We start from the raw sequence: 23,174 nt of genomic DNA, 5'->3' as shown, positions 1-23,174 counted from the left end.
TCACCTCTTACAAAAGCAGGTCAATGCGACCGGCGAACACGTGCAGGCCGTTGACGACATCGACAGGAATGGTTGCATTGAGACGGTTTACGTCCTGGGCCGAACGCTCGACCACAAGCCCGGCCGCGTTGGCCTCGACCTCTTCGACGATCTCCAGCTCCTGAGCCTTCAGCAGCACGTCCAGCAGTTCACCGCGTACCGCTTCCGGGGTTTTCTTTGAAAGCTTGGAGCGCGGGAAGCGCAGGCGAATACGGTCACGGCAAGCCATGCGGATGTAATACAGCGTGCGGATGGTTGTCAGATCCAGGAGAGACACGTCCGTGGCGCCCGCCGCAGACTTGGTGTACGTGGTCACGGCGCGCACGATTTGGATAACATCACCGGCCGCAACCTCTAGTGGCGTGACACCGTTCGCCAGAGCGGTTTCCTGCTCGGTGCGTCCAAGGCGCTGGGTGACGGGCGGAACTTTAATCCCCGCCAGAACCAGTGTGTTCAGCGGCCGCGCCGGATCTTCTTCTGAGGCGATCATCGCGGCATAAGCAGCGGCCACCTGGTGCGCTTTCGATGCTGTGCCTGGCAACACCGCCAGACTGATCGCGCCGGAGTTCAGCGACGTAGCCAAAGTGGTGGCAGCGGACAGCGTGCTGGTCAAAGCCGCAACGCCGATAATGCCTTGCTGCTCCATCGAATTGGTGTAGACCTTGATGTGTTCGCGCAACGCGGTCAGTGCCGTTGTGCTGTTCCAGGCCGGGACCAGGATGGTAAAACCGCCCAGCGCAGTCGCGTCCAGTGCGGCCTTGATGTCCGGCTCTGCATCACCCTCAACGACCACGCCCACTGCCGAGACGGCGGCGTAGCGATAAGCCGTGATAAAGGCGTCGGCCATTTCTCCAGCGATGGTGCCGCCGAACAAGGCTTTAGCCTCCGGCGCGCTGTAGAACGGTGTCGGCACGTTAGCCTCCACGGTTGCCCCTTCGCCCAGGGGAACGATGAAGCACACGCTTTGCTTGTTGGTCGGCAGGTTCCGTTGTGCCAGGCTGGTGTTGAACTCCATGTAAACGCCAGGCTTACGGATAGACGCCGGGATCGTGTCAAATTCGATGCTCATTCAGTGGATTCCTGTGCGGGTTGTTTGGCACTGGCACGCGGTTTCTTCACGGTCAGCAGCTCCTGCGCCGCCACACGGCGCCGGTAGTAAGAGGTGTCCGGCACGTCGACTGCCTCGGCCCCTTCGATGTACGTATACGGATCGTTTTCCGTGGGCACCCGATGGCCAGGTGCAGCTTTAACGTGCATTACACGTCCCTCAATTCGATGTTGTCGGTTGCCACCGGGTCGGGGTTATCCGATGGGGTGTGGTAATCCATGGTGATGCCCAGGAAGTCGGGCAATGCCTCTATAGGTTTTTCCCAATCCAGTTCGATGTTGAATGACTGCCCCAGGACAGAAAGGTGGTCATTGGAGAACTTGCCGTTGACCAGGTTGGAAAGCTCCGTTGGTTTGATCGGCGCACGTTCCGCCCAGGGTTGCCAATCGACAAGCTGGTGCATGCAGGCTTCCCACAGCGCGTAGCTGCCAATGTCCTTATCCGAAGTCCCACGGCGGGTAGCCTTTTCACTCCGTGGGTGACGGGCTGCGATGATCAGGCGGAAGGTGATCGACACCACGTAACGGCTGTTGGATCTACGGTTGAATACGGCCTTTGGCACCATCACCAAAATTGCCGGGCAGCGCTTGAGCAAGTCCGGCAACAGATCCGGGTCGCTCAATTCGCCGCCGTAGCTTTCCACCACCAGACGCGGCAGGCGGGTTTTCAACTCGTTGAGCCGCGCCTCGATCAGATCTTCCAGCTCGCCCACCATTACAAGTCCCTCAACGTGCTACGGGTCATCAGACGAGGCTGGTGGCTGATCTGAAAACCAGACTGCCCGCCGTCTGATGCACCACGCTCCTTATCTTCCTTGGCAAGCGTCTCCAGGCGCTTGATCACGTCCTTGTAAAGCACCCGCACGGTCGAATCCTCCTTGCCCGCGTCGTCGTACAGGTGATAACGGGCGATCTCGGCCAGGTCATCCGTAACCCATGCAGGCGCATCCTCGCCTGCCGCCCGAAACCGCAGGTAAAACGAAACCTCACTACGCGCCCGTTTGACGGCATCGGCGATCCTGACCAGCGTCGCAACAGCAATGGCGATGTCCTCGGGCGGCCACTCGTCCAGGGGCGAACCATCGGCAGCCGCCAAGACCAGTGCAGGATCGATAACACGCTCGGTGTCCGGGACGGCTACTGCGGTAATATCGCGGGCGCCGAATCGGATCAGGAGCTGGCTGGCGGACGGTAGTGAGAGGTTCATTTACTGGCGTCCTTTGCCTTGCTGGTGCGGGTTTTCGCAGGCTTTTCTACGGGATCTGGAGTCGGCGTTGCAGGCGGCACAGTGTTGTCCTGGTCGTTCACGGGGCCGATAGCGCTCTCGGAAAGATCCAGGGCTGGTCCCACGAAGTCAGGTCCAGGCCCGCTGTTGTTTTGGTCGGTGAAACCGACGTCGACCACAGGAGCAACCACCGGCGTAATGACTGTTTCAGGCGCTTGCGGCTGGGCGCCTGGAATGGCATCGGGCGTTTCCGGTGGCGCGGTTTGCGAGTGGGTGTCATCGAGCACGTCCTTTACCTGGTCGAATGCTTCCCCCGCATAGGCGAGGATCAATTGAGGCTCTTTCTCAAGCGCCTCAAGTTGTTCATCCGTAAAGAAGTCGTCCGGGTAAAAAGTCGGCTTGCCTGAGTGGGCAATCCCACATCGGCGGAAGCCGTCGCGCTTTGAGGTGATAACGATGGTCATAACGCCCCCTTATCCCAGCCAGCTCGGCGCCAAAATTTCGGCGGTGCCTGCCCATTCGTTGCCGCTATTGGCATCCTTGACCAGGAGCTTGCGCGCAGCACCTTCCAGCGGGGATGGCACCACCAACAGGCCAGGATTTACGCCGAGTGGGCGACCGCCATCAGCATGGAAACCCTTCATGGCTGCACGCGCTGCGGCATAGTTTTCGGCGTTAAGAGGTGCTTTCGAGCAGAACGCGAACTGCCAGAAACCGAAACCGACGTTCGCACGGGCATCGACGCCATAGCGGTATTCGTCGCGCATGAAGACGTTTTCGTCGTCCATGCTGGTCATCGCTTTGAGGTCGTACTTGCGGCGCAGTTGGAAGATGATCGGTTTGATCGCCCGGCTGACATCGAGCAGATACCAGGCTGGGCCTTCACCGTCCTGATAGTTGCTGACGGAGATCGCCGTGCCAGTGCCGTCGGTGTTCGGGTAGACCGGGTGGTCGGTGTCGAAAAAGTTCTGGCCGTCATAGCACAGCGTGGTCAAGCCAGCTTTCAACAGACTGAACACCAACTCGTCCGGGTGCGCAGTGGAAGCCCGGCCCATCTCGGCAAACAACGGCTTATAGACGCCGATCTGGTCATCTTCGATGGCGTCACGCGGCACACCCACGGACGACTCGTACTTCTTGTTGGTGATTGAGTAGCTGTGCGCCGCCATGTTCTTGAGAACACGGTCGCCAATCCACTCGCGGAAGTTCGGGAACTGCCCCAGCCAGCCATAGGTGTTGCTGGCCGACGTCGACGGTACGGTCGTGGCAATACGCGCCCAATCGGTCGGCGTAGCTGCCTGGGCATTTTGGAACTCGGCCCGGTACGCGGTGAACAACGCGGTCAAGGTGCCAGAAGTAATGATCATGAATCGCTTCCTATATATAGAGGGAGTTACGCCTTGCCCTTGATGAAGTCCGCTTCGCTCATGTCCAACAGCTTGGCGACGTGTTGCTCTTCGGCATTGAGCGCGGTGGCGGTTTTGTCGGCCTTTCGCTCGTCCAGGTTGGAGGGCGGAGCAACGACCGGCGCCGCATCGACGAATGCCTTGAAGCGCGCCAAGCCGGTTTCGTCCTGGCAAGCTGCGCGGTGATAGTCGACTGTTGCCGGGGTGATCTTCCCGGCCTGGGTGGCTGAGGTGATCAGCGCGTCGACTTGCTTGGTGTGTTCGGTTTTCTTCTGCTCGGCCAGGGCTTGCTCGGCATTGGTGGCACGTTGCAAAACGCTGTCGTAGTCCGCCCGTGGCATGAACTGCTCAAGGTTGGGCTTTTCGGTGTTTGTCGCTTGCGCGGTTGCTTTGAGTTGAGCAGTGGCCGCAAGGGCCTGTTCTTCGGTTGCCGTTGCAGGCAAACCGAGTGCAGTCAGAAGCGCAGGTGAAAGCGTCACAGGCGTGACCTCCGTGTTTTCTTGATTGAGGGCGGTCAGCAGGAAGTTGGGTTTGTTCGTCAGGCCCGCGCTGACCAGGCGAGCAATACGGGTGGTATCTGGGTCGAAGTCGAAGACAGGGGAAAGGAAACGGTATTCGCGGTTGATGACCTGCGCAGAGGCCCGAGGGGTCCAGTCAACCAGGCCCCACAGCGCGCCGTTGCGCAGTTCCAATTGCTTGATCCAGCCCGCAGCCGGGGCGGACTCGCCTTTGCTGGCGCGGTGCTGGGTGGCGTGTTCCCAGTCAATGGGCAGGTCGATGGCTCGGCCGAGGAAGCTGGACTGGACCAGCGTCCCGGCTTGTTCGTCGAACAGCCATTGCCGACCATCGCGGCCGGTGACGTTGGGACCAGGGGGAATTAGTTCGACCCACTCCGGTGCCTTACCGTCAGAGACGGTGGCGGAAAGGTCGGTGTTGAGTGCGAGTTGAGTTTTCATGCCGCCAGTGTGGGAGGACTGGCGGAATCAGTGAGTATCAGCGGGGTTTAAGGTTTAGTAAATAGTAATGAACCCGTTTTAGACTAGGTCGTCGTATTTTCGAATAGCACGTAGCTTGGTCATCACCGTATCGCCGTAAGGAGTTAGCGTCCAATAAGTTGCAGTGTCTTTGACGCTCCGACTCTTGGTGCTCTTGGCAATATACCCGAGCGCACGCAGCTGTATTTTAATAGTCTGATAGTCCGCATCTGACACCTCGAAGTTCATAATCCTTTGCGGGCGCTCATTCGGCTCCATGCTTGTTATCATATTGCTCTCAATAGCTTCGCTTAGCGTAAATTTTAGAGACGTATCCGACGCCTCATCAATCATGAGTGGAGACAAAACTGCAAATATATAACTCCAACGAAACTCAACTTCGCCATACTCATTTTTCGACGTCCCATTACGAGCCACGGAATAATAAGTATATCTGATTCGGTATTTATCACTTCCTTGGGCTAAGTCATTAGCGCCTTCTGGCTCAGAGCTTTTAATCGTTTGATTCTCAAGCTCCAACTCATCTACACGACGACGCAAGCTTAAAATCTCTTCCGTGGCACTCTCGTCGGGCACTAAATTGCCGCGAACCCAGCCAATAGCTGGATGGCTTTTTGTAAGCTTGATCAGGCTTCGACTTACATGTCCGCCAAGTTCTGCTGGGGTCTCCCAGAGCTTACACAGCTTCTGTTTTACCAACTCATAGAAATTTGCGAGTTTTTCTTGATTCTCAGTACTGGTTTCGCTGAACTTGGCAGGCAGATCACCAATATTACGATGAATAAAGCCTAAAATGGGTTTGCCTGTTTCTAAAGCATAACGATATTCCATCTCCGTGTAGCTCTGGCCTGAAGGTCCTACGGAACCATACCTGCCTGCCAGCACTACAATGTAATAGTCGCTGTCATCAATCACCTTTTTGATAAGGCTCCATTGATCGTCATTCGTTGCAGGGAACAGCTCCATACCTGACGGCATGCAATCTTGCTCGAGCAGCGCCTGCATTACCTCTTGCCTTGCATCCTCCAGGTCCCAGAACGTAGAGCTGACAAATACCTGATAACGTTTTTCCATTTCTTGAGGCTCCTTATTTTTCTGCTCGCTCGACAAGTCGTGATAATGCGAGCGACTGGAGCCAATCTAACGCAGGTCTAACGCATCTTCGTAACAATATTTGCGCCGATGTACCGCCCAAGCAAATCGGCTCCTACAGCGCGCTTGCAGCCATCAACCTATCAGTGGCTCGTTAAGATAGTCGTGGATGATGAACAGCACCTCTGTGTCATCCTCGGCAGAGAGCCCCAGGTACTCCCTCGCTGGGATATCACCCCACGGAATAGAACTACCCTTGCCCGTTTTGCCGGACGCGCCTTTCTTCTGCCCAAACTGGTGGACAGCGCCATAGGGCCGATCTGTACCGAACGCCAGTTCTCTACTGGTGACTTGCTTGCGTAGGGTGTCTTGGAGCGTACCTTTCTCCCGCAGGATACCTGCACCTTTCTTTCTGGCTAGGGTTACAGGCGAGAGCGGCGCCCAAGGCGAGCCGTCAGGCGCGACCTTACGGCGGAAGCGCTCGTCGGTGGACTGGCGAAGGTATTCACCGATGTCATTAAGCGGTGTGGTGAAGTCGTCCAGGCGGCGGCCCAACTCTTCCAGGGCTTTGCCAACCTGGCTGCTGTCGATGACGACATCAAGCATTGCACCGGCCATGGGGTTCTCCTATTCAGGGCGGCTATATAGCAGCACGCCAAGGCGAAGTTGCTCCAGGTACTTTGCGCTGTCTGCCTCTGGCACAAAGGAACTGACTCCGGCCCAGCCGTCGTCGCCGACTTCAAACACTGCCAGGGCTGGTATCGGCTGACCCTCGACCTTGAAGCGGCGAAGGTAGCGACGACGCACTACGGCCTTGCTCTGGCCTTTCAGCCACTCCAGGCGCACCCACACTTCATCGGGGGCTTTTAAGGTGTCGGCCAGGAGAGGCAACTCACGCGCAATGCCGGAACGCTTGATAAGCAACGGCCCCGTGGGCGTGTTGCTGAACATCCCCCGGCCGACCACCACTGCATCGCCAACCACGTCCTTGAACACTGCGGGGGCTGACTCTGTCGCGCCGAACTCGCCGAGGAATTCATCCAGGTACTGCTGATCTGTTAGCCCTGCGGGTAGCACGCGGTTTGCCGGGACTGTGCGTGGCGTCGGCAGGACGTCTGGTAGGCGGCGGTTTGGGAAGCCTGCTGTCGTGGCACTGTATTTGGCACCTGGTACGGGCTGGGGCAATGGGTCGTAGGCCCGCAACGGTGGTACGGCTGGAGCCAGACGTGACTGACCTGGTGCGTATTCAAAGCCGGGATCAATGCCCTTGGGCAGCCGCACTGTGCGTGGACCATTGAGACTGTTCTTGCCGATGACCCGGTCTTCCCACTCAATAGCAGGCGCGGGACCAATCGCCAGGCCCTGGCGCTCGATGTCCCTGGCCGAAGCCATGAACTTCTTGCACTTGCAGCCCCAGCCATTTTGCGGGGTGTGGGTCGACCACCATGGATCATCTAAAGGCAGAGTGGTGCCGTTCCAGGCCAAGTGCATTGGGCGCGGGTGTGCGCTGTCGCCGTGGCGGTAGATACCATAGGGACGGCGCTTGCGTAGTTCCGGATCCGCCATCTGGGCTTCACGACCGGCGTTATAGGACTGGCGCAGGTTGGTTTCCCAAATGACATTGGTGCGCCAACCACGCTCGCCCTGGTACTGCCAGCCATGTTTGCCGACGACCTGGTCGAAGTCTTTGCGGAACTGTTCCAAGGTTGTACCGTTAGCAATGGATTTCTCTACTGCTCCCCGCAGGTCGGTTAGCAGATCCCGTTTAACTGCACCGGCCACTACGAAAGCATGGTCATGTTCAGTTGTGTAAATGTCTGTCCAAGAACGTGTCGACAGATCGACCTTGCCCCGGAAGTAGTCAATCTGCTCTTTGAACGCTAATGACCCGTGAGAGACGGCCATGTTTCAAACCTCTGACGTTAGGCTATGATGGCAATTCAGCCAAGTAAGGATGTTCATGTGACAACCAGAGAAGAAGTAAAAACCGCCAAGGAACAATGGGAACAAGCCAAGTTGAGCTATGCGCTGTCTTTAGCTGGCTGGGGGATATTGCGAGACAATAAAGGCGCAATCATCCAGAGCCTTATAGAAAAAGGTTTTACACAGGGTGCTTCTTTTGCGGCGTTCGATGCATACGATGACGACAAGCGAAAGACCTCCGAAGAGTTAAACGCATTCATGAATCAGGCAGAAAAGCATTTTTCAGATTTGGACGCTAAGTTCAGATCGCAAGATGCCTAACTAGAGTCCTCGTAAAATGTCATCGCGCCCAGCCAGGCTGGCTGCTGCCAGACCGTCTGCAATAGCATCCGCTAGTTGGCTGGTTGTCATCGCCGGATAGGTTTCAATCAACCGATCCCGAAACTCTTCCAGGCTATGAACACTGTCGAGCAGTTCCTTGATCTGCTCGACCATGTCATCCAGGTATACCCCCACAGTTCGCTCCATCGTCTGCACCTGGTTATCCACGATATCCGGCACCACTACAGGTTTCGCGGGCGTCTGCTCTCTGTTGGCCGCTTGTGCCAACACCGGAGTAACAACGGGCGCAGCAATGCCCAGCAGCCTGGCGCCAGCGGCCGGAGCTGGAATATTGAGCTTGTCGCGGATAACCGACTGTTCGACCTCCAACCCAAGCGGCACCAGCTTCTCCAGGGCCTCAATCAGGATCTTGGCATTTTCCGGCTTGGGCACGTCGAGGATCAGCCGCGGATATGGACGACCAGGTGCAAAGTTCAGATCGCACCAGGGGCGCACAAAATAACGGTTCAGCGTGTTGGATTCGGCCTTGGCATCGGCTTGCAGCAGATCCAGGCGCACCTCGTTATGGATCGTCGCTTGGGCTTGGCTAGAGCCGTCGTCAGTAGACATGGTCTGACCCACCACAGCCTTACTGACTTGTTTGTCCCACCACTCGGCCAAGCCCTTGAAGAAGTCCCCAGCGCCGGTCACGTTTGCCGCCTGGGTGAAGTCGATGCGCATACTGTCCGGGATAACCGCCGCCGCGTCACTGCCGAGGTTGGCAACTGCTGACATGAGCGTGGCGATATCGTCCTTACTGGCTCCAGGTCCGTAACGACCTACACGCATAGGCATACCGAAGATATCGGCGAAGCCCATCCAGTCCTTCCAGGTCCAGGCTTTGCACATGTAACCCACGGCAGCCAGACGCGCCAGGCCACCCCGGATAGGCAGACCTGAACGAATGCGCGGCAAATGAACGATGAACTTGTACGGTGCCAAAGGAACGCCATCGACCATGTCGGCTTCATCCAGGAGCCGCAGCTCCCGGCCGGTGTCGCGGTCGAACTGGAAGAAACGCTGGTCCCGTGGCTCAAAGCGCGAAGGGTTCCAGGTCTTGCCACTGCGGTCCCACATGATTTCGGAGACGGCATAGCCCTTGCCCATGGCGTCGGTCAGATCGGCTTGCAGCTCGCCGAATTCGGGAGAGTCGACTATTTCCTTGAGCTGGTCGGCCCGCCGCACGTCTTCGGCATCGTCGCTAGCGGCCTCGATACGAATGGCTAAGCCGGACACTGCCAGCTTGCGAGTACCTAACACCGAGGCGTAATGCAGGTCCCGTTCTTCCATTTCCTCGGCAAGGGTCAGATAGTCATGGGCGTTGCCCTCGGCAGCCGCCTGCAGGATGGCGGCAAGTCGACCAGGCGTCAGGCCGCTCGCGACCGACTGGTGCCAAACCTGGCGTATGCCGGTGGTGCGCGCTGCGGCCAACTCTTCGGTGAGTTTGTCGTACTGGATCGGACGACCGTACTGGTCGACGATTTTGGATTCAGCCATTACCAAATGCCTTTTGTGGAGCGCCAACCGGCGCCGATCTGGATCTCGCGATCATGCTGGGACGCGGGCTGGACTCGGTGATATTCGATGATCTCGACCTCCTGGCGGGACGCGTAGTCGGCCAGCACGGCGGCGATACCGGCGTCGCCGTGGCGCTTGGGGCCGGACTTTTCGCCTTTCTCGTTGGTGCGCTTTTCCGGGATGCGGGCCACGCCCTTGACCATCCGAAAGGCGCGCACGTCGCTAACAACGTCCTTGTCGGCCGGGATGTCGTAGAACGTGTCGTCTTCCAGGGATGCTTTGAACGGCGGCATGTTGTCGCGATACCAGCCCTCGGTAAGCATCACCCGCTCAATGCGGTTGAAACCGAACTCGATGGCGGTGTCTTCCGACAATTGCGAGCCGTTGCCCCTGGCGTCATCGGCGCCTTTGAGGAAGTTGGGTAAGCGACGAATGATGTAAAACTTAATCTGGAGTTGTTGCTTGAACGGAACGTTACGCAGCTCGACCACAAAGGGAGTGCGTTTGCGCAGGTTCTGCTCCTTGAGCAACGGCCAGATGACCGAGAGGTCGCCGGAGCGGGCGAAGTCCATGCCATAGAAGCTCTGAACGTCCAATGGGATGGCCGACAGCAAAGGGAGCAAATGCTCTTCGCACCACTCTAGGGACTCCGCCAGGCGCAGGTGTTCAGCGATGGTTTCGTAACCCTGCGGGTACGCCAGACGCAGCACCGGCACATCGCGGTTACTGCGTTTCTCGACCAGGGCCATGCTGAGAAAGGCGCCGCCACCCTGGGACGGCACACAATCAAGCTCTTCGTCGGCGGCGTCACCATAGAAACCGTATACGTCCTGCACCCAAGCGAGTTCTTCCTCTAGCTTGTACTCAATGCCTTTACGTAAGCAGACACGCTTGTACAGACCATCGGCCACGGCTTCGCCAAAGGAACAGCGGAACACTTCGCCATTGCGCTTACCAGCCCGGATCTCGTTGACCAGGTCGTTAAAAGGATTCTCCGTGCCGTCGTGGGTGCTGATCACATGGACCTCACCGCCCCAGATCAACAGCGCCATAGCTGCTTTCAGCAGTTCAGCCAGGTCGGCATGGAATGCAGCTTCGTCGATCACGACAACGCCCTGACGCCCCCGGAGGTTGGATGGGCGGCTAGTCAACGCGACGATGCGGTGGCCGCTGGGGAACGCAATGGTGTAAGTCTTTATGTGCTTATCGGGGTCGCTGTCGGGCCAGATGCCTTCTTCGATTTGTTCGGCGGCGTAGTTGTAAGCCCGTGCCCACATGGCGCAAGCCTGGATATATTCCACGGTCATGTCCTGGTTGTAGCCCAGGTAGTAGACGGTTTGACCACCCGCTGACTTTTCGCTGGCCGCCACGAGGACGTTGTCTGCCGCTTCGGCCCAGGTAAGACCAATACGCCGGGACTTCTCGCCGACCTTGAGTGGGGCACGGATACCAATCCACTCTTTCTGATAGTCGAGCAATACCGCTGGAGCAACCAGGGTGGCGGTGCTGTCCAGGACGAGGGGAAGGCTCACGATGCCATCCCCAGTATCTCGCGCCGAATTTCATCGGCTGTCGACTGGGACATACCACCTTTCTTAGCGATTTTCTCAACGCGGGCCGCTGCGGTCTCGACCTTTTCCCGCCACTCGGCCTGCCACTTTTTCTGCACCACCGATGCCTTGCCAAGCTCCGCCACAGCCTTTGCTACCTTGGGCAAGTCCATCTGGTCACCGTCGGTCATCAGCAGCTTGAACAAGTGTTCCTGCACCAGGCGCATCAACGCTTCGTTGACCGCGCCTTCCTCATCCGGTGCAGCCGCTACTACGGCACGCGCCTGCTCGCTCGCCATCTTCAACGCCGATAGCTTGGACTCAAAGTCTTGACCATAGCGATGCAACGCGGACTTGCTGATCGAAAAACCACGGCTCGCCAGTTCTTCGGCCAGGGCTTCATAGTCACTAAAATTGTTTTCGACCAGGGCCTTGTCGAACCAGGTTTTCACCGACTTAGGCAGACTGGAGACTTTGCTACGCGGGGGCATAGGGTCAGCTCCAGTATTTTTCTGGGCGGGCAATACCGGGATTACAGTCGATGGTGTACTCGGCCACGTCGACGCCGCAGTGGGTCAAGCCGCAGATCCATACGCCGCTAGACTGTTTCTTCAAGGTCGCCAAGCTACGGTCAGCCAGGTAATCCAGTTCGCGTCGTAGTTCCAGGGTGGTGACGTCTGGAATGATTCCCTGGATGGCCGACAGCACCAGGGCTTCGTGGGGATCAACCGGGCGCGCTGTGTTGAGAGTTAGGATGATGTACCAACGCAGCGATTCGCGGCGCACCTTGGCTGGATCAATGTTCATGGGCGTAGTCCTTTGAGTTGAGCGTTTTCTAACCTGAGCGCCAGGCCATCTAGCTTGGATTCGATAATGGATTGGTTGCGTACCCAGTCCTCGCGGCGGACATAGTGCAAAGGCATATCGCCGCGTAAGCGCTCCATGCCGATCTCGACCTGGCGCAAGCGCTCACTGTCCTTGTCCACGATGGCAAAGCGTTGGTCCAGGCGCCGTTCCATTTGCACCAGGAGCATTTTCATTACACCGACGAAAGCTCCGAGGATGGTTACGGCAATACTGATCATCTGCCACACCGGCATTTCGAATGTCGCCATCAATGCGTTCTCCTTTCGCGATGGTTTTGGCACTGCGCGCAACGTTGCACGCAGGGAATGGCCTGGCGTCGATCTTCCGGGATCGGCAGGTCACAGTCAGGCACCTGACAGAACTCAGCCGAAGGGCCGGTCAACAGTTCCACTTGTGCCAAATGAGTCGCTAAAGCACTTTCGTTGTGCAGGGCTTCCAGCACGCTGGCGTAATCACTTGCTTTCATTGCGGGTCCAATTGATCAGGTCTCTGAGCTGTGCCCGGCAGATTCCATACAGCTCGCCATTGCGTACCTGGTTGGTCAGGAGTTGTTCCTGGGTGACGCCTGAGTCGAGGTCGTCAAGGGTTCCGGGTCCGCTGGCAGGCGCAGGAGTTCGGCCGGAGCCGTTCGTGGTTGGCATTGCGGGATTGGGGGCGATACCGTTGGCGGTGTTCCACACGCGGACAAAACCATTAGTGAACACAGCAACAGGCAACGGCTCTGGCTTCGCATCCAGGGCGCGGCGATAGAGAGTGGTAACACGGGCGATTTCTCCGGAGAGTCGGTCGGTGGTTTGGCGTAGGGTTTCCTTGGCGTCGGCAAGTTGGGTCGCCAGTTCGTTGCCCTTGTCTTGCTCGGTTCGCAACTGCGCCAGTGCTGTGTCAGAGGTGCGTTTCTTTTCCAGGGCGTACTCTTGGCGAAGGACGGCAACTGCGGTTTCTCCCTCAGACTTTCCCAGTCTGTAGCCTTCGTCTTTGCCGTCCTCACGGTTCAAGTGGATGCCGTACACCACGGCGCCGATAACGGCCACGTACCAAAGCAGCGGTTTGACCAGGTCAAAAAGGCTCTTCATTGGCAGACTCCCTGGCCCCAGCCATCAGCGACGTACAGAGCTTCCCAGCGCAAAAGAATCAGGCGTGGGTATTGGCGGTTTTCCTTGAAGGCGGCGGCGGAGCGGCCGTTGTTGAACCGCTCGACAGAGTTGAACCAGGTCAGCGGGTCGGCCCCTTTAGCCGAGGCCAACTTGCGGTCTTTGATCACCCAGCCCAGGCCGCCGTTGTAGGCAGAAAGGATCAGCGCCGCCTGTTCGCAGGAACTACGCGCCCGGATGCGGCTCGCCAGCCAGCGGTCATAGGTGACAAGAGCCTGCATGGACCAAATCGGGTTATACGGTTCGACCTTGCCGAGGGCTTTGGGGAACAGCTCGGCAAGCCAAGTGGCGGTCGAGGGCATCACCTGGCCCAAGCCTTGCGCACCGACGGGCGACTTCGCGTCGAACTTCCAGCGGCTTTCCTGGTGGATCTGTGCGGCGAAGGTGGATACCGGGGCATCAAGGCCCCACTCAGCCTGGGCGATGCGAGTCAGGTCGCGGCGGTAGCGGTCGGCTTGGTCCGGAATCTCGGCCTTGGCTGGTGGGCAGGCAGCCAGCGCCACGAGCAAGCCCATGCAAGCCGCCGCTATATATAGAAGGGAGCGAGAGCGCCGCATGTCAGAGCCCTAACGTCAGGCCGAGGACGCAGCCCAGCACGACCAGGGCGCGGCGTATGCCTGCCATGGAACGCTCGCAACTGGGCACCATGTCCGGCCGGGCATAAGGGAACAGCGCCCGATCCAGCCAGTAACCCAGCACACAGCCCAGCGTCACCAGGCCACATTTATAGAGGACAACAGGCAGTTTGGTTGGGGCGACGATAGCCAGGCTGAACAGCAAGGCAAAGGTGATCAACGCCCAAAAGGTCATACGAGGCGTGCGCGGACGCCGCTTCTGTGCGGTAGAAGTCATGGGAATACTCGCGGTGATTGAAGAGTGGCACGCAGAGCGGCCAGATGATTTGCGGCCACCACGGCGTCACCGGGAATATGGACGGGCGCCCGGTATTCGGCGAAGGTTGGTGTGATGGCTCTTACAGCGGGGCGTAACTTCTCCTGTTCACGAACGTGCTGTTCTGTGCGAGCTTCGGCTTGCGAGATATGCGACTGCACCAACTCCCGCCAGTCGGCCGGAACCTTGGCCCATAACACCGCACGCGCAGCGTCATCCCCGGCAGCTTGAATGAGCTGGGCGAACTGGCGCGGCCGCTGGGGCCGAGAGACTTTTGGGGAAGCGGGAGCGGAATGCATGATGCGAACCTGCCGTTAGGGGAACGGTGCCAGCTTCGCGTATAGGGGGGAGGGGTTGAGTATCAGCGGGGTTTAAGAAAAAGCCCCGCTCGGTGGCGGGGCTAGATGTTTGCTGAACCGGATTTAAGTCGGGCCCAATAAGCCGTTGTCACGACCGGCCTGAATGGTCTTGTACGCACCGATATGGGTAAGCCCACTCTCGCTTTTGGTTGGAACTCTCAACGTCATATACATTGCAAGCACACTCCCGCAATTCCAATCAGACTTACCATCTCCAAGCGCACTATAAACAACGTCAAGTAACTCATAATGGGTGATCGGGATCTGTGCAGCGTCCAGCTTTTGGCGAGTCACGATAATCATGTTACCGATGTTTTCTGCTTCCTGACCTTTGGCAAGGTTGTTGTGGCATTGCTGAGCTGCGCGCTGAGTCATTTCAAGCAACTGCTCTTTTCTTTCTACGGTTGCTGTTACTCCGCGCTCCTGGTCTTTTTCCGCAAAGATGGTAGCGATAGAGGAAGTGGTATACGTCTGTGCGAACGCATTTGAACCAAGTGCCAGCAGGACGGCTAATGCCACTACGTTCCTTTTCATCAGTGCAAAGTCCCTTCGTCAAACCCAAAAAGATCAGGCTCGCTCTTGCGATGCAGCGCCCGTTGTCGGCGAATGATGTCATAAATGGTCTGGTTCGCAAGGTCGTACTTGCTGACCAGTTCCGGGATCTTAATGACGTTATCCTTCCAGTCCCGATAAATCATGGCATCGCGTAGCGCTCGTTTGAGTGCATCTCCGCGTGGCAAGTACACCACTCGACCACCCATCACAGAACAAATCGCAAAGACAACATGCCGGGCCAGTTCGGCGGCTTCCACACCCGGCTTGATTTCGACCAGGAGCTTGGCCTCGGCGATTTCTACCATTTCTCGTAATGAGCCCTCCCAGCGGGATATAACCGTAGGGTCTTGCATGTTTGCCAACACCTTCTTGGCGTCCAGTTGATCGATGTCATCCGGGAACAGTTCTTCGTTCATCGCTCCGGTCTCCCATGTCGGCGGGCATCGTAAGTCAATGCCGCAACCATTTTTTGCAGTTGCCCAGGGTCGAGCCATTCCACGCGTTCGACCTTGAACATTCGCAAGGCCATTCCATCGGCATACGCCCAGGAGCGTTTGGCCTCGGCGAGAAATGCCTCTATCTTGCCCACCAGCTTTTCCCGGTCTGGCGCCGCTATCGGTGCTTTTCGGCCCTGCTTTTTAACCTGTGTAGGCTCCCATCCCAACCGGGCGAACTCGGCCAGAACAGCGCCGGTCTGGCGTGGGTTGAGGTCTTTGGCCGAACGCACACCTGCCACGCGAACTAGCAAGGCGCGGTAGGTTTCGTCATCGAGACCGAGGTCTTTCTTGGCGATATGGATTTTGCTCAATTGCAGGTTTCGTGTGCTCATTGTCTCCCTCCTTTGATCAATACCTGGAACGCTGCCGGGTCGCTGCGGGACAGTGCCGCGACACCATGAATTGTCATGGTGAGCGCATGTTCTGCTTCGTCGAACTGCCCCGCAGTGCGGATCTGTTCCAGCTCGTTTTGGGTACCGCTGTAGATTTCCATCTTGAGCTTGCTGGCCCCCATAGCCAGGCGTTTGTCACTCTCACGCTTACGCTGGGCACGTTTACGCTCGCGTGCGAGGCGGGTTTTACGCTGCTGGGGTGTTTCGTCTGTCATGGGTGGCTGCTCATCAGTACCGGACAACCACGTCCGGCAGACCGCCCCAGCACGCCGGGGCGGTTTCACTTAATGCAGGGCGAGTTGTTCCTGACCGTTGACGCCGTGGTTCAGACGCACATCGCCAGCCGCAAGAACGCCGTGCATAGCGTCAGTCATGGCGCGCATACCATTGCTCTTGTTGGCATTGCGGTCGCGGCAATCAAGCTTTTCCGTTTCGGAGTGGTGCTTGAGCATGTACGCCGTTGTTGCCGGTGACGGTTCATCATTGCCAGCAAACGCCATGACCTGTCGGCGTACCGCCGACACCCAAGCGCTACAGAACACGTCGGCGCGCTTGGTCTTGGTCGCTGGCTTACAGCGCTTCAACTGGGTGCTGATGAAGTCACGGCGGGACTGGCGGACCTGGCGGAGCAGTAACGCCATGGTGTAGCTCGCCAGCTCTGCCAGCTCGCCAATGAAGCGCCATTCGCCAATGCCTGCCATGAACAAAACTTTGCAGGCGTAGGCTTGAGTGACAGCACCAACCAGGTTGGCTTCCCATTGAGGCGGCGTCATTTTCGAACCACTGCGAGCAGCGCATTCGAATACCTCAGATAGCTGGATGTCCGATTCTTCTAGGCGGTACTTTTCCATCAAGGCGCGGGCCTGGCGCATGGCTGCGGCGGCTTCGTGGGGGTTATCGCTGGCTGCCAGGCGCAGTAGCTTCTTGATTTTTTCTAGGGCTCTGTTGTGATCCATAGCGTTAGCTCTCAAGGATTCGGGTGATGCTAGTGTTGTTCGCCAGCAGGTGTTTTTTCAGGGAGTTGAAGCTTTTCCAGGACCAGTCATAAGTGATGAACTTGACCGTCTCAGCCTCGGCGGCTTTGCGCTTGCCCCATGTTTTTCGGTAGAACTCGATATCCTTTTTGGTATGAAGAGCACGAGTTACCTTGCGATAAAAACGGCGAGCTTCTTCATGCTTCGGCTCGCCGGATCTGTTGTCGCAATCCAACCAGGCCCCCTTCAAATAGCCGTTCACGTAGACCAGCGTTGACCAGCTTTTTTTGGTGCTGTCAGTTTGCTGTGATAGGTAGATCTCGAACCCATCACACTTGAGCGTCATGCCGCCCCACGGGCTTGCCATCTGCTCTTTCAATGCATCCCAGTCGGCTTGTTCCATCTTTTCCTCGGCTGCTCATCAGTACCAGGCAACCACGCCTGGCAGACCGCCCCGGTTGGCCGGGGTGGTTTCGCTCAGTGAAGGGTTGTAGTGGTGGGTTGCCAACGGCACGCAGGGACAGTGCCCAGCATCTTTTCGCTGGCGACCAGGTCAAACACCTTGTTGAAAATGCGTACGGCTTCTGACTGTTTGGGTGCACCCAGCGGGTTGGTAGGAACCCCCGTCATATCAATGGCTACTGAGGGCCTGCCGTTGTCTTCGCGGCGGTCTTCAAGGGTGAGAGTTATCTTGGCCATGTGGGCTCCTAGCGTTGCTTGTGGAAGGTGATGTGGTAGTCACGGGCGACCTGGCGAACGTACTTTTCGGTCATGTGGTGTTTACGAGCGATCCATTTGGGGGCGTTGCCCATGGCGGCGTCCGCCATGATCAATGCCGCGTGCTTGCCGACATCCAACGGACAGACGTTGGTCTCGGGGACTTCCATCGGGGCCACGGGCGCAAAAAGATGGGCATAAACCGGCGACCGCTCCGGGTTAATGGTGAACGTCGCCGGGGCGTTGCTCATCTGGTGACCGACTTGCTGGACTGCGCCGCCGTGCTTGAGAAATTCCGCGGTCAATCGGTCGAGGTTGGCGCGCTCGATGTCGTGTTGCGGTGAATGCATCGGAAGGGGATCGCGGCGGGTATCGTGATAGCGCTCCACAATTACACCCCCGCAATATCAAGGCTGATGGGCTCGTATTGGTCGGTATCCCCGACACGTTGGTAGACGCGGATGTAGGACTTGGAGCCAACTACCTGGCAGGCGTCGCCAATGGCTTGCATGGCGCGCTGCCAGCGCTCATCGGTAATTTCCATCCGGCGCAATGCCAAGACACGGGCCGTGCGGATGTCGCCTTTTTGGTCAGTCCGAAAGGCGTCATTGACCAGCGTGACCACTTCGGGCCGTGCTCCGGTGGTCCAGTCGCGTAGGCACTCGTCAATCAATGCCCGTGCAGCCTGGAGGCGCTCGTCGAAGGCGATGCTTTCCTGGACGGCGCGCATGATCTTGTAACGACCATCAAAGCTAATCAGGCTGACGTTGCCTTTCTTGCCGCCGATCTGAGCGCCGTATTGCTCGGCGCTGAGTTCTACGAATGCTTCGATGTCGCCAAATGCAGCGGCCTTGAACTTCGCCAGCACGGTGCTTGCCTCGCGTGCCTGCTTGACCAGGTCAAGCACCAGGGCATCGCGTGCCAGATCTATAGGCTTGATCAGAACCTCTGGAATCAGGCGTTTCTGCGCGTCGACCCGGTAACCTTCGGGAATGATTTGTTGTTGTGTCATTGCAAATGTCCTCAGTGGAGAGTCGGACGCGACCAGTCGGCAGGACGGGTAGCGCTGATGGGTTCGCGCCATTCCAGGGTTACGCCCTGGAACTGCACGTTGTAACGGGTGCTACCTGCCGAAACGTGGCGCATGTAGCCTTCGCGGTCGGCTTGGCCGAGAAGGCGGTTGCCGTCTTCTGGACCAATTACTAAGAGGTTGTGGGCCGGGCAAAACCCCAATATGCGGATGCCATGCGCCTGCAACTTGCGCGCAGCGGCGTTGAACACGCGCAGACGGTCGGCCAGGGTCGGGGTCAGGACTTTCAACGAGGTGCGGTTAGTGGAGGCGAGCATGGGCGTTCTCCTGGTTGCAGCAGTCGGGATTGATTGGGCAGTGTTGGCAGGCGCGCCAGTGCTGCATCGCCTGCGGGTTATGAGTAGGCGCCGGTTTTTCGCGGTAGCTTTGGCACTGATCGCTAGTGACGGTCTCGTCCAGGGCGACACATTCAATACGGCCTAGGGTTTCCATCACCCGCCGCTCGACACCAGCTGTACTGGGCGATGCATAGCGGTTGGAAAGGATCAGGCTGACGGCCGTGCGGCTCATGCCAATGCGCTGGCTGGCCTTGGTTTTATTGCTGGCGGCAACTTCGGCAGCGAGCAGGCGCACGAACAACGGCACCTCATTGCCCCAGGCGGAAAGGTTGACCTGGTTCATCGGGTCACCTCCTGGTCAGCCTTACGCCACACCACCTGATCCAAGTTCGGGTCGTAGACCTGGTCGAAGTCACGCTGGTAGATGGGGTGTTTAGGCCCGGTATAACGCGACGGCACCAGGCGAAAGCGGGTCTTAAAACCTGCTGTTCCGCCTCTGCGGGTCACGTAGCCAGCCTTTGCCAGGCCCGACAAGTAAACCTGAGCGCCGACCTCACTTATGGACACGCCGTTAACGCTGGCGGTGGCTGCGGCCTCGGCGGCGGTGAATTCACCGAGGATGCGCAATGCCCGCCAGATATTTTCCACACCGCCAGCATGGGTCGTTCGCTTACCGTGATGGTTAACCCGTGGGGCTTCGACACCCTCGTCCTTGAGTAACGTCCATTCGGAATCGCGGCGGTCGATGTTGCGGACTTTGCTCACAATCCCGGCCTTTTCCATATCTCGGAAATAGGCACGTACCGCTTGATCGTCCTGGTTCGATTTGCGTGCAACAGCGTAGGTTGTCAGTGCTTTAGGCCCGGCGTTGACAGCGCGGATAGCTTCCCAAATGTATTGGCGTGGGGACTTGCCGCCCACCATCACCAAATCGGCTCTGATTCTTGGCATCCCTCAAGCCCTCCGCGACGGCGCTTCGCCGGTGAACCAGCTATCAGAACCCCAGCCAGCAAGGTCGATACTGTCAAGGCAGCGGGCGCGGGCCTCGCCGTAGACCTTGTACAGGTTGACCGCTACACGACGCAGGCAGCCATCCACCTTCTTGCGCAAGTCCTCCAGCAAGTCATCGGCGAAGTGCAATTCGGGGTAGCTGGATTCGGCCAATGCCCGCAGATCGTCGAGCGTGGCACGTTGCGCAGGCACCCACTCAAGCACTCGGTTATGCAGGCGCTCAAGCTTTGCCAGGCTACTGGGCACACGTTCTTCGCCGATCAGAACGATGGTCCCTTCGCTGGCGTTGTAAATATCGGTCAGGACGTTGGCTACGGCCTTTTCGAGTAGGTATTGCACGTCGTCAATCAACAACGGGCGACCGCTCTTGGAAAGCTGTTCGGCGACTTGGTCGACCATTACCGACATGGTGGAGGCTGGTTGGATGCTCATCTCGCGGAGGATGGCGTGCAGAAAAGCTTTTTTGCTCCAGGTGTCGCGACACTCCACGTAGTAGGCACGGTGCTGGTTTGCGGCGAAGGCAGCACCGACGCTTTTACCCAGGCCACTTGCTCCGTACATCACCACCACGCCAGGCAATCCCTGTGGGCGGTTGTTAGTTCGTGCGATAGCGGCAGACAAGAGGCCGACATTGGTCAGGGGGACAATCTTGGGAACACTCATAATTCGACTCCTAAAGGTCTTGGGTTAAGCGCGGGCCTGCTCGGCGAACGCGAACATTTGCTGTATCGAGGTGAAGTCCGGGTGCTGCGGGTAGCGGGAATGCCATTGGGTTTCTTCTGGTGACAGCGACTCGCCGCTGGTGAGACGGGCGTCGAGCTGGTTCCAGAGTCGATAGCGGGCGGTTGGATCGGTGGGTAAGTCGAAAGCTTTAGGTTTCGGCGCTGACAGTTCGGCGAACTGGCGAGCTTCGGCCATCTGCTCAAGACTGAGCTGCGCCGATGGCGCGGTGGACGGCGCGATCATTTCCACGCGCTTGCCGGTCAAGGTTTCAAGCTTGTCTAAGGCACGCTTCATCTGGCCGCTTTCGCGCTTGTCGTAAGCCTTTTCGATCATCGCCTTCGGCATGTAATCGCTGGCATTGCCATCCACCAAAGCCTCACCGATCAGTTCGCCTTCCAGGGTCCGAACCCACACACGGGAAGCGTCACGGACGTCGTAAGCCAGGCGGATGTCATCGCCATGAAAGCTGCGCAACGCATCAAGGAAGTAGGTTTCGCCTGCCCAGGTGACTTCGCCACGACGTGTCGGCCGGACGACTTGTGGGCGCGACAGGTCGTTGAGCAGTTCGGCCGGAGCGATAATTGGCTCCCAGCCTTCGGCGCGTGCTGCTTCCCACGCTTCGTTCGGGCTCATGTGGCGCAGCTTGCCGGTCAGCGGGTCGCGGAACTTGGCGAGCCCCCTGTGCGGACTGTTGTTGTAGGTTTCAATCTCGTATTCGACACCGGCCATGAACTCGGCGAAGGTCGGAATCAAGCGGGTACGGCCAGTTTCGCGCAGCTCTTTGCGACCAATCCGATGCACTTTCGTGCCTGCATGTTTGTCCATGTCGGCGCCGATATAGCTGGTCAACTTCTTGGCTGCGTTTACCCAAATAGTCTGGTGGGAGCGCTCGATAAGACCCCGCGCCTGGCTGTTGTAAGGCAGTGCATGAGTCATGGTGCCGCCAAGCCGGTCAACTACTTCGCGGACGGTGTCGTTGGCAAAGCCTGAACCGTTATCGACGTAGAACATTGCGAACATGCCGTGTTGCATGGCGTCACGTAGGGCGTCCATCACTCCGATGGTGGACTCTGCCTCACCAATCGAAATGCCAATGGCCTTCCGTGTTGCGACATCAAGAACGGTGGTTGCTTCCGGGCGGTACGGCTTGCCGGTACGAGGGTTCAGCACCTCGGCGTCAAACTTGTGACCGTCCGCGGTGAATACGTCGCAGGGGTACATGCTCTTGGTGGAGCGGCGCTTGAACGGTTGCAGGGCTTTGAGTTCCTGCGGTGTACGACGGCCACGCTCGCGGGCTTCGGCACTCAGCTTATTAAGGAAGCGACGCACGACGTGGATGCTGGGCCGTTCGGCCGGGTTCTTGAGGGCAAACTCGGCATAGGCCGATTCGACGCTTGGCTTGGTTGGGCGCTGGTAACAGGCAAGGAATGACGCTGCCCATGCAGGCAAACTCATGTCCTTTTGACGGCGAGCAGGTGCGAGACCGGTTTCACCCTCTTTGCGGTAGTCGGCCAGCCAGCGCTTGAGCGTACGCTCGCTCAAAGAGCGGTCGCCGGTCTTGCGGTCGTTGGCGCGCTGCACCAATCCATTTAAATAGGGGGTGAGCTGTTCTGCTTTTGCCAGGGAAACCAAGGTGTCGATGGCGCGTTGCTGGCTGATGGTCTGGCTCATGCGTTCGATTTCACGCACGAAGGCCAGTCGAGCGGTCATCACAGAGCGTTGATCTTCGCTTAGGCGTGACGCAGAAACGGTGTCACGCTGAACAGATATTGAATCTGTAAGCGGTGTGCATTCAGGTTCAGCCTCGGACACGGAGGCGGCGATTAGCGCGGCCTGAGTTTCTGGCGGCAGAGCTGCAAAGCGATACTCGACAGCCTTACTGCCAAGACGGCCCTGGCCTTCCCATCGTTCGCGTTTAGCACGTATCTGAATTGCCCGCTCTGTTCCAGGCATCCCAGGCAGACCAGCCAGCTCACGGGCGGAGTACCAATTATGCATGGCCGTCACCCAGCATCTTTTTAAGCTCGCGTGCTTGCCTGGTCGCGTCAGCGGCGACACGCGCTAGACGGCCCAGCTCAGCATTGAGAGCATCACGACCGTAAGCCACGCGGCCACCACGCTGCTCAACGAGCCAGTCCGTTAAAACGTGACTGCTACATACCTCTTCAAGCAGCGGTGCCCTATAGAACGGCAGGTTATGGTCTGTTCGGGCTGGGCTCGACCACGCATCAAGCATGTGCTTGCTGACGTCATCGCCGGAAAGGCGGGACATGCGTGCGCCAATTTCATAACGGTCCAGATCGGAACCTTTCAGAATCTCGCTGATCAGTTCACTGACCTGCGCTGCATTGTTGCCATTCCCTGGGATAGCCAGAACTGGCTGGGGAACAGAGAAGATGTCTAACGTACGATCGTCCTTTACACGGCGCATGT

Annotated in this window: 34 protein-coding genes and 2 other RNA genes; 1 reads left to right on the top strand and 35 read right to left on the bottom strand. The window is 58.1% G+C overall.

Annotation, left to right across the window (positions count from 1 at the left end; genetic code table 11):
- Positions 1-7 precede the first annotated feature (7 nt).
- The 10 genes from PSH76_RS16005 to PSH76_RS15960 form a co-directional block, all read right to left on the bottom strand.
- Positions 8-1,108 carry a phage tail sheath C-terminal domain-containing protein gene (locus PSH76_RS16005; RefSeq protein WP_305492561.1) on the bottom strand — a complete coding sequence of 367 codons (1,101 nt, stop codon included), beginning with the start codon at positions 1,106-1,108 and terminating at the stop codon, positions 8-10.
- Positions 1,105-1,296: a hypothetical protein gene (locus tag PSH76_RS16000; protein WP_169912306.1), complete on the bottom strand. Its 192-nt coding sequence runs from the start codon at positions 1,294-1,296 to the stop codon at positions 1,105-1,107. Before PSH76_RS16000 ends, PSH76_RS16005 begins: the two co-directional genes overlap by 4 nt.
- The gene (locus PSH76_RS15995) at positions 1,296-1,862 is read right to left on the bottom strand and encodes a phage protein Gp37 (protein WP_305492560.1); all 567 of its coding nucleotides are present in this window, start codon (positions 1,860-1,862) and stop codon (positions 1,296-1,298) included. The genes PSH76_RS16000 and PSH76_RS15995 overlap by 1 nt, the downstream gene beginning before the upstream one ends.
- Positions 1,862-2,353, bottom strand: a complete 492-nt coding sequence (locus tag PSH76_RS15990) for a phage protein Gp36 family protein (RefSeq protein WP_305492559.1) — start codon at positions 2,351-2,353, stop codon at positions 1,862-1,864. Before PSH76_RS15990 ends, PSH76_RS15995 begins: the two co-directional genes overlap by 1 nt.
- Entirely contained in the window at positions 2,350-2,835 is a 486-nt protein-coding gene (locus tag PSH76_RS15985) for an HI1506-related protein (protein WP_305492558.1), read from the bottom strand. The genes PSH76_RS15990 and PSH76_RS15985 overlap by 4 nt, the downstream gene beginning before the upstream one ends.
- Before the next feature lie 9 nt (positions 2,836-2,844).
- A complete protein-coding gene (locus tag PSH76_RS15980; protein WP_124406566.1) occupies positions 2,845-3,738 on the bottom strand; it encodes a Mu-like prophage major head subunit gpT family protein in 894 nt (297 codons plus the stop codon).
- A gap of 26 nt (positions 3,739-3,764) precedes the next feature.
- The gene (locus tag PSH76_RS15975) at positions 3,765-4,733 is read right to left on the bottom strand and encodes a phage protease (protein WP_305492557.1); all 969 of its coding nucleotides are present in this window, start codon (positions 4,731-4,733) and stop codon (positions 3,765-3,767) included.
- Between the two features lie 78 nt (positions 4,734-4,811).
- Positions 4,812-5,846 carry a DUF4062 domain-containing protein gene (locus PSH76_RS15970; RefSeq protein WP_124406565.1) on the bottom strand — a complete coding sequence of 345 codons (1,035 nt, stop codon included), beginning with the start codon at positions 5,844-5,846 and terminating at the stop codon, positions 4,812-4,814.
- Between the two features lie 153 nt (positions 5,847-5,999).
- On the bottom strand, positions 6,000-6,482 hold the full coding sequence (locus tag PSH76_RS15965) for a phage virion morphogenesis protein (protein WP_305492556.1): 483 nt from the start codon (positions 6,480-6,482) through the stop codon (positions 6,000-6,002).
- A 9-nt stretch (positions 6,483-6,491) separates the two neighbouring features.
- A complete protein-coding gene (locus tag PSH76_RS15960; protein WP_370874582.1) occupies positions 6,492-7,769 on the bottom strand; it encodes a PBECR2 nuclease fold domain-containing protein in 1,278 nt (425 codons plus the stop codon).
- A 57-nt stretch (positions 7,770-7,826) separates the two neighbouring features.
- Between PSH76_RS15960 and PSH76_RS15955 the strand changes: the two genes are divergently transcribed.
- Entirely contained in the window at positions 7,827-8,108 is a 282-nt protein-coding gene (locus PSH76_RS15955; protein ID WP_305492554.1) for a hypothetical protein, read from the top strand.
- On the opposite strand, the gene PSH76_RS15950 is transcribed toward PSH76_RS15955, so the two are convergent.
- The 25 genes from PSH76_RS15950 to PSH76_RS15830 all read right to left on the bottom strand — a co-directional run bounded on the left by PSH76_RS15950 (position 8,109) and on the right by PSH76_RS15830 (position 23,172).
- A complete protein-coding gene (locus PSH76_RS15950; protein WP_305492553.1) occupies positions 8,109-9,665 on the bottom strand; it encodes a DUF935 domain-containing protein in 1,557 nt (518 codons plus the stop codon). It lies immediately after the preceding gene.
- On the bottom strand, positions 9,665-11,218 hold the full coding sequence (locus PSH76_RS15945) for a hypothetical protein (RefSeq protein ID WP_305492552.1): 1,554 nt from the start codon (positions 11,216-11,218) through the stop codon (positions 9,665-9,667). Before PSH76_RS15945 ends, PSH76_RS15950 begins: the two co-directional genes overlap by 1 nt.
- A complete protein-coding gene (locus PSH76_RS15940; RefSeq protein WP_305492551.1) occupies positions 11,215-11,727 on the bottom strand; it encodes a DUF3486 family protein in 513 nt (170 codons plus the stop codon). The genes PSH76_RS15945 and PSH76_RS15940 overlap by 4 nt, the downstream gene beginning before the upstream one ends.
- A gap of 4 nt (positions 11,728-11,731) precedes the next feature.
- Entirely contained in the window at positions 11,732-12,043 is a 312-nt protein-coding gene (locus PSH76_RS15935; RefSeq protein WP_305492550.1) for a hypothetical protein, read from the bottom strand.
- Positions 12,040-12,351 (bottom strand): hypothetical protein, encoded by a 312-nt coding sequence (locus PSH76_RS15930; protein ID WP_124406557.1) that lies wholly within the window; start codon positions 12,349-12,351, stop codon positions 12,040-12,042. Before PSH76_RS15930 ends, PSH76_RS15935 begins: the two co-directional genes overlap by 4 nt.
- Before the next feature lie 204 nt (positions 12,352-12,555).
- The gene (locus tag PSH76_RS15925; RefSeq protein WP_305492549.1) at positions 12,556-13,176 is read right to left on the bottom strand and encodes a DNA-packaging protein; all 621 of its coding nucleotides are present in this window, start codon (positions 13,174-13,176) and stop codon (positions 12,556-12,558) included.
- Positions 13,173-13,769 (bottom strand): transglycosylase SLT domain-containing protein, encoded by a 597-nt coding sequence (locus PSH76_RS15920; RefSeq protein WP_305492548.1) that lies wholly within the window; start codon positions 13,767-13,769, stop codon positions 13,173-13,175. The genes PSH76_RS15925 and PSH76_RS15920 overlap by 4 nt, the downstream gene beginning before the upstream one ends.
- A 43-nt stretch (positions 13,770-13,812) precedes the next feature.
- Positions 13,813-14,106, bottom strand: coding sequence for a putative holin (locus PSH76_RS15915; RefSeq protein WP_305492547.1), 294 nt, complete (start codon positions 14,104-14,106; stop codon positions 13,813-13,815).
- A 461-nt stretch (positions 14,107-14,567) separates the two neighbouring features.
- Positions 14,568-15,038: a hypothetical protein gene (locus tag PSH76_RS15910; protein WP_096144732.1), complete on the bottom strand. Its 471-nt coding sequence runs from the start codon at positions 15,036-15,038 to the stop codon at positions 14,568-14,570.
- Positions 15,038-15,475, bottom strand: coding sequence for a Mor transcription activator family protein (locus tag PSH76_RS15905; protein ID WP_305492546.1), 438 nt, complete (start codon positions 15,473-15,475; stop codon positions 15,038-15,040). The genes PSH76_RS15910 and PSH76_RS15905 overlap by 1 nt, the downstream gene beginning before the upstream one ends.
- On the bottom strand, positions 15,472-15,888 hold the full coding sequence (locus PSH76_RS15900) for a gp16 family protein (RefSeq protein ID WP_305492545.1): 417 nt from the start codon (positions 15,886-15,888) through the stop codon (positions 15,472-15,474). Before PSH76_RS15900 ends, PSH76_RS15905 begins: the two co-directional genes overlap by 4 nt.
- On the bottom strand, positions 15,885-16,163 hold the full coding sequence (locus tag PSH76_RS15895) for a hypothetical protein (RefSeq protein WP_305492544.1): 279 nt from the start codon (positions 16,161-16,163) through the stop codon (positions 15,885-15,887). The genes PSH76_RS15900 and PSH76_RS15895 overlap by 4 nt, the downstream gene beginning before the upstream one ends.
- Positions 16,164-16,234: hammerhead ribozyme type II (locus tag PSH76_RS15890), an RNA gene on the bottom strand.
- Positions 16,233-16,904 carry a DUF2786 domain-containing protein gene (locus PSH76_RS15885; RefSeq protein ID WP_305492543.1) on the bottom strand — a complete coding sequence of 224 codons (672 nt, stop codon included), beginning with the start codon at positions 16,902-16,904 and terminating at the stop codon, positions 16,233-16,235. Before PSH76_RS15885 ends, PSH76_RS15890 begins: the two co-directional genes overlap by 2 nt.
- A 4-nt stretch (positions 16,905-16,908) precedes the next feature.
- Positions 16,909-17,325, bottom strand: a complete 417-nt coding sequence (locus tag PSH76_RS15880; protein WP_305492542.1) for a hypothetical protein — start codon at positions 17,323-17,325, stop codon at positions 16,909-16,911.
- A 5-nt stretch (positions 17,326-17,330) separates the two neighbouring features.
- Positions 17,331-17,401, bottom strand: an RNA gene (locus tag PSH76_RS15875) — hammerhead ribozyme type II.
- Positions 17,400-17,621: a hypothetical protein gene (locus PSH76_RS15870; protein ID WP_124406550.1), complete on the bottom strand. Its 222-nt coding sequence runs from the start codon at positions 17,619-17,621 to the stop codon at positions 17,400-17,402. The genes PSH76_RS15875 and PSH76_RS15870 overlap by 2 nt, the downstream gene beginning before the upstream one ends.
- A gap of 8 nt (positions 17,622-17,629) precedes the next feature.
- Positions 17,630-17,989 carry a hypothetical protein gene (locus PSH76_RS15865; RefSeq protein ID WP_305492541.1) on the bottom strand — a complete coding sequence of 120 codons (360 nt, stop codon included), beginning with the start codon at positions 17,987-17,989 and terminating at the stop codon, positions 17,630-17,632.
- A 41-nt stretch (positions 17,990-18,030) separates the two neighbouring features.
- Entirely contained in the window at positions 18,031-18,651 is a 621-nt protein-coding gene (locus PSH76_RS15860) for a DUF3164 family protein (protein WP_124406548.1), read from the bottom strand.
- A gap of 11 nt (positions 18,652-18,662) precedes the next feature.
- Positions 18,663-18,986 carry a hypothetical protein gene (locus PSH76_RS15855; protein WP_153475646.1) on the bottom strand — a complete coding sequence of 108 codons (324 nt, stop codon included), beginning with the start codon at positions 18,984-18,986 and terminating at the stop codon, positions 18,663-18,665.
- Complete coding sequence (locus PSH76_RS15850) at positions 18,970-19,350, bottom strand: hypothetical protein (protein WP_069557251.1); 381 nt, start codon at positions 19,348-19,350, stop codon at positions 18,970-18,972. The genes PSH76_RS15855 and PSH76_RS15850 overlap by 17 nt, the downstream gene beginning before the upstream one ends.
- Positions 19,347-19,958: a hypothetical protein gene (locus PSH76_RS15845; RefSeq protein WP_305492540.1), complete on the bottom strand. Its 612-nt coding sequence runs from the start codon at positions 19,956-19,958 to the stop codon at positions 19,347-19,349. Before PSH76_RS15845 ends, PSH76_RS15850 begins: the two co-directional genes overlap by 4 nt.
- A 3-nt stretch (positions 19,959-19,961) precedes the next feature.
- A complete protein-coding gene (locus PSH76_RS15840; protein ID WP_305492539.1) occupies positions 19,962-20,681 on the bottom strand; it encodes an AAA family ATPase in 720 nt (239 codons plus the stop codon).
- Between the two features lie 24 nt (positions 20,682-20,705).
- The gene (locus PSH76_RS15835) at positions 20,706-22,739 is read right to left on the bottom strand and encodes a DNA-binding protein (RefSeq protein ID WP_305492538.1); all 2,034 of its coding nucleotides are present in this window, start codon (positions 22,737-22,739) and stop codon (positions 20,706-20,708) included.
- On the bottom strand, positions 22,732-23,172 hold the full coding sequence (locus PSH76_RS15830) for a hypothetical protein (RefSeq protein WP_096144719.1): 441 nt from the start codon (positions 23,170-23,172) through the stop codon (positions 22,732-22,734). Before PSH76_RS15830 ends, PSH76_RS15835 begins: the two co-directional genes overlap by 8 nt.
- Positions 23,173-23,174: the final 2 nt, after the last annotated feature.

The organism is Pseudomonas sp. FP215, from assembly GCF_030687795.1.
Taxonomy (GTDB): domain Bacteria; phylum Pseudomonadota; class Gammaproteobacteria; order Pseudomonadales; family Pseudomonadaceae; genus Aquipseudomonas; species Aquipseudomonas salmasensis.
This window is presented reverse-complemented; position numbering and strand designations above follow the sequence as displayed.

What these genes read in the sequence shown, in the direction of transcription:
- PSH76_RS16005 (WP_305492561.1), bottom strand. Translation starts at nt 1,108, where the DNA reads ATGAGCATCGAATTTGACACGATCCCGGCGTCTATCCGTAAGCCTGGC.
- PSH76_RS16000 (WP_169912306.1), bottom strand. Translation starts at nt 1,296, where the DNA reads ATGCACGTTAAAGCTGCACCTGGCCATCGGGTGCCCACGGAAAACGAT.
- PSH76_RS15995 (WP_305492560.1), bottom strand. Translation starts at nt 1,862, where the DNA reads ATGGTGGGCGAGCTGGAAGATCTGATCGAGGCGCGGCTCAACGAGTTG.
- PSH76_RS15990 (WP_305492559.1), bottom strand. Translation starts at nt 2,353, where the DNA reads ATGAACCTCTCACTACCGTCCGCCAGCCAGCTCCTGATCCGATTCGGC.
- PSH76_RS15985 (WP_305492558.1), bottom strand. Translation starts at nt 2,835, where the DNA reads ATGACCATCGTTATCACCTCAAAGCGCGACGGCTTCCGCCGATGTGGG.
- PSH76_RS15980 (WP_124406566.1), bottom strand. Translation starts at nt 3,738, where the DNA reads ATGATCATTACTTCTGGCACCTTGACCGCGTTGTTCACCGCGTACCGG.
- PSH76_RS15975 (WP_305492557.1), bottom strand. Translation starts at nt 4,733, where the DNA reads ATGAAAACTCAACTCGCACTCAACACCGACCTTTCCGCCACCGTCTCT.
- PSH76_RS15970 (WP_124406565.1), bottom strand. Translation starts at nt 5,846, where the DNA reads ATGGAAAAACGTTATCAGGTATTTGTCAGCTCTACGTTCTGGGACCTG.
- PSH76_RS15965 (WP_305492556.1), bottom strand. Translation starts at nt 6,482, where the DNA reads ATGGCCGGTGCAATGCTTGATGTCGTCATCGACAGCAGCCAGGTTGGC.
- PSH76_RS15960 (WP_370874582.1), bottom strand. Translation starts at nt 7,769, where the DNA reads ATGGCCGTCTCTCACGGGTCATTAGCGTTCAAAGAGCAGATTGACTAC.
- PSH76_RS15950 (WP_305492553.1), bottom strand. Translation starts at nt 9,665, where the DNA reads ATGGCTGAATCCAAAATCGTCGACCAGTACGGTCGTCCGATCCAGTAC.
- PSH76_RS15940 (WP_305492551.1), bottom strand. Translation starts at nt 11,727, where the DNA reads ATGCCCCCGCGTAGCAAAGTCTCCAGTCTGCCTAAGTCGGTGAAAACC.
- PSH76_RS15935 (WP_305492550.1), bottom strand. Translation starts at nt 12,043, where the DNA reads ATGAACATTGATCCAGCCAAGGTGCGCCGCGAATCGCTGCGTTGGTAC.
- PSH76_RS15930 (WP_124406557.1), bottom strand. Translation starts at nt 12,351, where the DNA reads ATGGCGACATTCGAAATGCCGGTGTGGCAGATGATCAGTATTGCCGTA.
- PSH76_RS15925 (WP_305492549.1), bottom strand. Translation starts at nt 13,176, where the DNA reads ATGAAGAGCCTTTTTGACCTGGTCAAACCGCTGCTTTGGTACGTGGCC.
- PSH76_RS15920 (WP_305492548.1), bottom strand. Translation starts at nt 13,769, where the DNA reads ATGGGCTTGCTCGTGGCGCTGGCTGCCTGCCCACCAGCCAAGGCCGAG.
- PSH76_RS15915 (WP_305492547.1), bottom strand. Translation starts at nt 14,106, where the DNA reads ATGACTTCTACCGCACAGAAGCGGCGTCCGCGCACGCCTCGTATGACC.
- PSH76_RS15910 (WP_096144732.1), bottom strand. Translation starts at nt 15,038, where the DNA reads ATGAAAAGGAACGTAGTGGCATTAGCCGTCCTGCTGGCACTTGGTTCA.
- PSH76_RS15905 (WP_305492546.1), bottom strand. Translation starts at nt 15,475, where the DNA reads ATGAACGAAGAACTGTTCCCGGATGACATCGATCAACTGGACGCCAAG.
- PSH76_RS15900 (WP_305492545.1), bottom strand. Translation starts at nt 15,888, where the DNA reads ATGAGCACACGAAACCTGCAATTGAGCAAAATCCATATCGCCAAGAAA.
- PSH76_RS15895 (WP_305492544.1), bottom strand. Translation starts at nt 16,163, where the DNA reads ATGACAGACGAAACACCCCAGCAGCGTAAAACCCGCCTCGCACGCGAG.
- PSH76_RS15885 (WP_305492543.1), bottom strand. Translation starts at nt 16,904, where the DNA reads ATGGATCACAACAGAGCCCTAGAAAAAATCAAGAAGCTACTGCGCCTG.
- PSH76_RS15880 (WP_305492542.1), bottom strand. Translation starts at nt 17,325, where the DNA reads ATGGAACAAGCCGACTGGGATGCATTGAAAGAGCAGATGGCAAGCCCG.
- PSH76_RS15870 (WP_124406550.1), bottom strand. Translation starts at nt 17,621, where the DNA reads ATGGCCAAGATAACTCTCACCCTTGAAGACCGCCGCGAAGACAACGGC.
- PSH76_RS15865 (WP_305492541.1), bottom strand. Translation starts at nt 17,989, where the DNA reads ATGCATTCACCGCAACACGACATCGAGCGCGCCAACCTCGACCGATTG.
- PSH76_RS15860 (WP_124406548.1), bottom strand. Translation starts at nt 18,651, where the DNA reads ATGACACAACAACAAATCATTCCCGAAGGTTACCGGGTCGACGCGCAG.
- PSH76_RS15855 (WP_153475646.1), bottom strand. Translation starts at nt 18,986, where the DNA reads ATGCTCGCCTCCACTAACCGCACCTCGTTGAAAGTCCTGACCCCGACC.
- PSH76_RS15850 (WP_069557251.1), bottom strand. Translation starts at nt 19,350, where the DNA reads ATGAACCAGGTCAACCTTTCCGCCTGGGGCAATGAGGTGCCGTTGTTC.
- PSH76_RS15845 (WP_305492540.1), bottom strand. Translation starts at nt 19,958, where the DNA reads ATGCCAAGAATCAGAGCCGATTTGGTGATGGTGGGCGGCAAGTCCCCA.
- PSH76_RS15840 (WP_305492539.1), bottom strand. Translation starts at nt 20,681, where the DNA reads ATGAGTGTTCCCAAGATTGTCCCCCTGACCAATGTCGGCCTCTTGTCT.
- PSH76_RS15835 (WP_305492538.1), bottom strand. Translation starts at nt 22,739, where the DNA reads ATGCATAATTGGTACTCCGCCCGTGAGCTGGCTGGTCTGCCTGGGATG.
- PSH76_RS15830 (WP_096144719.1), bottom strand. Translation starts at nt 23,172, where the DNA reads ATGCGCCGTGTAAAGGACGATCGTACGTTAGACATCTTCTCTGTTCCC.